This is a genomic window from Methanothermococcus thermolithotrophicus DSM 2095 (assembly GCF_000376965.1).
GTDB classification, from domain to species: Archaea; AGJL01; Methanococci; order Methanococcales; family Methanococcaceae; genus Methanothermococcus; species Methanothermococcus thermolithotrophicus.
The window spans coordinates 1-5,468 of record NZ_AQXV01000009.1 but is presented as its reverse complement, the minus strand read 5'-3'; the positions used below and the strand labels follow the sequence as shown (position 1 = coordinate 5,468).

5 protein-coding genes and 1 pseudogene are annotated in these 5,468 nt (G+C 31.6%); 3 read left to right on the top strand and 3 right to left on the bottom strand.

What is annotated here, in order from left to right; genetic code table 11:
* Positions 1-385: pseudogene (locus tag F555_RS09535) on the top strand (hypothetical protein); the annotation flags it as partial.
* Between the two features lie 13 nt (positions 386-398).
* Here the strand turns inward: F555_RS09535 and thpR are convergent.
* The 3 genes from thpR to truD all read right to left on the bottom strand — a co-directional run bounded on the left by thpR (position 399) and on the right by truD (position 2,870).
* Positions 399-926: an RNA 2',3'-cyclic phosphodiesterase gene (gene thpR / locus F555_RS0100140; RefSeq protein WP_018153206.1), complete on the bottom strand. Its 528-nt coding sequence runs from the start codon at positions 924-926 to the stop codon at positions 399-401.
* 36 nt (positions 927-962) lie between these two features.
* A complete protein-coding gene (locus F555_RS09480) occupies positions 963-1,106 on the bottom strand; it encodes a Trm112 family protein (protein ID WP_018153205.1) in 144 nt (47 codons plus the stop codon).
* A gap of 462 nt (positions 1,107-1,568) precedes the next feature.
* A complete protein-coding gene (gene truD / locus F555_RS0100130) occupies positions 1,569-2,870 on the bottom strand; it encodes a tRNA pseudouridine(13) synthase TruD (RefSeq protein ID WP_018153204.1) in 1,302 nt (433 codons plus the stop codon).
* 271 nt (positions 2,871-3,141) lie between these two features.
* Here truD and F555_RS0100125 point away from each other — a divergent pair, with 271 nt between their 5' ends.
* Together F555_RS0100125 and radB are read left to right on the top strand one after the other, a co-directional pair.
* A complete protein-coding gene (locus F555_RS0100125; RefSeq protein ID WP_018153203.1) occupies positions 3,142-4,407 on the top strand; it encodes a tRNA(Ile)(2)-agmatinylcytidine synthase in 1,266 nt (421 codons plus the stop codon).
* A gap of 60 nt (positions 4,408-4,467) precedes the next feature.
* Positions 4,468-5,148 carry a DNA repair and recombination protein RadB gene (gene radB / locus F555_RS0100120; protein ID WP_018153202.1) on the top strand — a complete coding sequence of 227 codons (681 nt, stop codon included), beginning with the start codon at positions 4,468-4,470 and terminating at the stop codon, positions 5,146-5,148.
* The last annotated feature ends 320 nt before the right edge of the window (positions 5,149-5,468 follow it).

Below are 5,468 nucleotides of genomic sequence, written 5' to 3'. Positions count from 1 at the left end.
CAAAAACTCTTCGAGTTTACGAAAACCTTCGGTTTTCGAATCCAGTAGGTTTTGTAGCCCACCACTATCACCGAGCGAAGCGAAGGTGAGCTACAAATCCGAAGGATTTGTTCAATCGTGGTGGTTTTCGAATCCAGTAGGTGATGAAATTGAGATTATAAAAACTCCAGGCCATACTCCAGACAGTATTTCAGTAATTTATAAAGAATATATAGTTGTTGGAGATGCAGCACCGTTAAAAAATAATATTTTAAAAAATATTCCCCCAAAATTAAACTATGACGCCGGTATTGCATTAGCATCTTTAAGAAGGATAAAAAGCATTGGGAAAAACATTGTAACAGGTCATGAAGGCATAGTGTACAGGGATGAATATATTAAATAATATTAAAATCAATTCACCATTTTTTAATGAGCTCGTAAATTGGACCTTCAGGAGTTAGCTCACTTTTTATTAAACATATATTTTTTATCTTCAACTCTCCAATATCTACATGTTTATGCTTCTCTACACGATGTTGCAGTTCTTTTTTATTTTCTACAAACTTAACCCTTCCAATTGTTATATGGGGGACGTATTCTTTTTCTTTCTTGAAGCCCAGTTTTGATAGTTTTTCATCAACTTCTTTAAAAAGTTCTACTAAATTATGAGCTCCTACCCAAATAACTCTTATGTAGTTTTCATTTGGAAAAACCCCAATATTTTCTATTTTACTAATTAGGGGCCTTGAAGACATACCAAAATCCAGATCCAAATTCTTAATTTTTTCTAAGGTTTCTTCATCAACATCTCCTAAAAATTTAATGGTTATATGGAGATTTTCTTTTTCAACCAGCTTTATTCCTTTTAACTTGAATTTACTCTTTAGTAATTCCAGCTTATCCTTTATACTATCGTCCAGTTCAATGGCTAAAAAACATCTCATGAAATCACCTGAGCAAAGCGAAGGGGGTATAATCACCTATTTTAGTAGAATAGGTATGTTGTCAACTATTTTAAAGGTTTTTTTGCATTTTTTGCATTTTAATAATTCATTACTTAACTCTAGATCCCCATTACAACACGGACACTGGAGTATATCTATATAATTTTTTATCCAGGTCATGCCAACACCAAATTTATGCAGTTATAATTTATAATTATTTGAAAAACAAGTTAAAAAGTTATCCTAACCCTATAAAACAGAAATTATATTATTAAAAAAAGCATTGTATAAGCTTTAACGCTCTAAATAGTATAATGACAGATATAATGTATCTACTACCAACCCCTTTAAGAAAGGTGTTGGATTCCCAAACCCGATACTTCTTAACTTCGTTAAGAAGTATAATTTTTGTATTTTCTTTTGGCATCCATGACAGATATAATGTATCTACCTTTGGAAAACCACATTATCATTGAAACTCAACAGCTACTCAATGTGGCCGCCTTGTAGGTAGAACTGTCAGAGGCAATATCATCAAATCAATTGCCATTATTATATTTGGTTTTTTGATATATATAACTTAACTACATATTTATAGTGGCGTGCAATTTAAATGAACTGTTAACTATATTTCACAGGATTTTATTCAAGCTTTTCTATGAATTCCCTTAAAACTGCTGTGGCGTAATTTCCTTTTCTCAGCTTAAATTTTAAAACATATCCATCATCATCGATTTTACAGTCGAAGTCATAAACTTTGGCTATTAATTTTCTTCTAGCACCTTGGAAGTTTCCAAAGTCTTCAATTCTGAACTTTTTTAGGTCCAGATTTTCTCTTTCAGCTATTTCTTTTTCTATTTCCCCTTGAATTCCGTCTGCAAATTTAGTATTATATCCATACAATACCCCGGTTGGAACACCATCTTTTAAAATATCTCCTTCCATAGGTTCAAAGCCATATTCATATCTTTTATTTATCATTTCGTTGAATAGGTAGGACTGATAGGCATTTACAAACATGCTGTTAAGCTGTGGAGGTAAAGCCTTAAATGCTTTTTTAAAGTCCTTGTATCTTAAATAATACTCCAACATTCTTCTTTCGTAGTTCTGTCTCTTAGGATATAGTTCCAATGCCTTTTTAAATTCTCCATTATCAACGAGTTCTCTTGCTTCCTTTAAAATTCCTTCTTCATTTATTGGAGTTCCACAGTAGGTATAAAATGCACTTTCAAAATCCCTTTGATATATGAACTTACCAACAACGTGAGTTATAGGCCTATAGTGTCCAAACCTTTGGATTCCATAGTAGTTTAATACATATTCTATCTTGATGTTTTTCAACGTGTTTTCAAGTTCTTCCCTACTACATTCTACATCTCTTACTTTTATTGTAAATCTATTTCCCCACAAATGCCCCATTCTAAGTTTTTTATTGCTTTTATGGATGTCCCTCAATGTAATGCCAGGTATATTGACTTTTTTTAGGTCTTCCATTTTTATTCCAAAACATCCTACTTTCTGGGTCGTTATGGCAAACTTATCTTTAGTTCCTGCAAATCCGAAGTTCTTTCTCCTTGACTTAGTAGCTCTTGCAATTTTCCCTATGGCATCCATTGTGTTCCAGTTGTTTTTTTCCAGTGTGAATTGGATAAATGAGCCGTTCCATTTTTCTACATCCTTAAATCCAATATCCTTTCCAACTTCCAAAACAATGCCGTCTTCTGTAATTTCCTCTACAATGAAATCTTCAGGATGCTTTTTTATGGTACCATTCAAATGCCCGTGTTTAAGGTTTAGAACGTATTTATTTAAATTCGGTGGCATACTGTCTATCAAACTGTAAATTTTATGCCTTCTGAATTTTAACTTTAACCTTTCTCGAGAGTTCCTTAGGTTGTTTTGACTCTCTTCTTTTCTTTTTTTCTGAATAAACCTAAACTTCATAATCTACCTTCTCCTCTGATTCTTAAAATCATTTTTAGTGTCAGTTATAGTGGTGTGCAAATAAATATATATTTTCAACAACTATTGAATGTAATAGTATAATATGTTGTGGAGCCATATATTTATCAAATAATTCTTTTTTACATAGATGTTAATGAAAAATAAAACTTGTTTAACTATTTACTACTATTGTCATTATAATACTCTAAATTATCAGATTTTATGTTTAATAGTTTATGAAGGATATAAATGATTATAATTCGGTGATAATGTGTTTATCGGAATCGACGATACAGACAGTAGGGATAGGTACTGTACCACTTACGTTGGAGCACTCCTAATAGAAGAACTTGGTAAAAAATACAAAATGGACACTCCGAAACTCATAAGGATGAATCCAATGGTAAAATACAAAACACGGGGCAATGGTGGAGTATGCCTAAGAATAAACGAAGATGAAAAAAAATTAAGCGAAAAAGATATTGAATACATAAAAAACACGGTAATAAAAACTGTAGAAGAATACGCTGATTTTGAATGTGAAAATACAAACCCCGGAATAGTATTTCTAAGTGAGGATAGTTACAATTCAAACAGGGAAATTTTAAATAATTACTACAAAAAAGTACTCTACGACATCGTATCTGTTGAATACGCTGAAAAAATCATTGAAAAAGTCGGCGGAGAATTTAGAAAATATAAAAAAGGCTACGGGATAATAGGGGCATTGGGTAGTATCTCTTCAGTTCCCCCATATACCTACGAACTTCTAACATATAGAAAAAAAGAGAAATGGGGACAAAAGAGGATACTTGACGAAAAATCTGTTATAGAAATGGATGAAAAAACTTTTCCATTTACCTTTAATAACGTAGATGGAGAAAAACCGATTATAGCCCCGCACACAAGCTGTCCTGTTTTATATGGTATCAGAGGTATAAAAAAAGACATCCTCTTAAAAGCCATGGATATCGTTAAATGTGAAGAAATAGATAAATATACAATCTATAAAACCAACCAAGGAACAGACGTTCATTTGAGATTTATGGAAATAAAGGATGTATATCCAGATACTGGAGTTATAACCTATGGAATGGTTGTTACCGAACCTAAAAATTTACCTGGTGGTCATGTAGTTTTTAAATTAAAGGATACTGCCAACAGTGAAGAGATAAACTGCATAGCTTATGAACCTACCAAAGAATTTAGGAACCTAATAAGGGAGCTCACAAAGGGAGATCTAATTGGTGTCTATGGTACTGTGAGGGAAGAACCATTTGGAATAAATATTGAAAAAATAAAAGTTGTAAAATTGGCTAAAAAGTATGAGAAGAATAAAAAGTGTAGCTGTGGAGGAACTTTAAAATCCAAAGGGACTAAAAGCGGGTATAAATGCAATAAGTGTGGGAAGAAATTGAGGTATGATGAGATAGAATTAATTGAAGTGAAAAGGAATATAAGAGAAGGTTTTTACGAAGTTCCTCCGTCTGCTAGAAGGCACCTTAGCAAACCTTTGATTCTTTACGATTTATATTAATTTATCTATAAATTATAAAATTATAATTATAGAATACTAATTTAAAAATAAGTGGTTTTTATGTTGGAAGAAATTATAAAAGGGAATATTGAGAAAAAAACCATAACTCAAATTTACGGTCCCCCTGGAGTAGGAAAAACGAATATCTGCATACTTTCAGTGATTAACTTTGCTAAGAAAGGATTAAAAGTAGTTTATATCGATACCGAAGGTAGTTTATCTGTGGAAAGGATTAAGCAAATTTGTAAGGATGATTTTGAAGAAGTTTTAAAAAATGTAATTATTTACGAACCTTCGAATTTTGAAGAACAGACGATCACACTTGAAAAAATACTAATGCTGGAGAATTTAGGTTTAATTGTTGTAGATGGGATAGCTTCACTTTACAGACTTGAATTATGCGATGACGTAAATGAAAATACCAGATTAAATAGGATACTTGGAAAACAGATTTTAACCTTATTAAAATTAGCTAAAAAGAAAAATGTGGCCATATTGGTAACCAATCAGGTTAGGAATATTTCAGGAAATCGAAACGAAACTTCTAACAACGAAAATCGTAGGTTTTCTAATTTTGAAGCTGTGGGAGGACTACTCTTAGAGTATTGGAGTAAATCTATAATCAGAATTGAAAAATACGATAGTTATAGAGAGATGATCTTAGAAAAACACAGGTACGCAAAAGAAGGTGAAAAACTTAAGTTTAGAATAGTTGAAAGTGGGGTTGAACTTTTAGGGTAATTTATTTTTATTTTCTTTTCTTTTTCCTTATTTTTAGTATTTTCTGTTTAATGCTCTTTTCCATTAGTTATAGTTGTTTGTGTTAAATGTTGGAAAAATACTCCAAAAATTTAAGAAAGATTTATGATTATTTTAAAATTAATGCCTAATAACAATCATTTAAGAATTTCGAAGTATATAAATATCAACTGCAACCGTAGGTTGCAGGGATCGAAGCAAATCTTCGATTTGCTGTCGAAGTAAATCCGAAGGATTTACTGATCGAGACAAATTTCTTTGAAATTTGTCGATTCACAAAAACCTTTGGTTTTTGTCGAACT

Bases quoted from the DNA above. Each gene is read 5' to 3' on its own strand.
- thpR (WP_018153206.1), bottom strand. From the start codon at position 926: ATGAGATGTTTTTTAGCCATTGAACTGGACGATAGTATAAAGGATAAG.
- F555_RS09480 (WP_018153205.1), bottom strand. From the start codon at position 1,106: ATGACCTGGATAAAAAATTATATAGATATACTCCAGTGTCCGTGTTGT.
- truD (WP_018153204.1), bottom strand. From the start codon at position 2,870: ATGAAGTTTAGGTTTATTCAGAAAAAAAGAAAAGAAGAGAGTCAAAAC.
- radB (WP_018153202.1), top strand. From the start codon at position 4,468: ATGTTGGAAGAAATTATAAAAGGGAATATTGAGAAAAAAACCATAACT.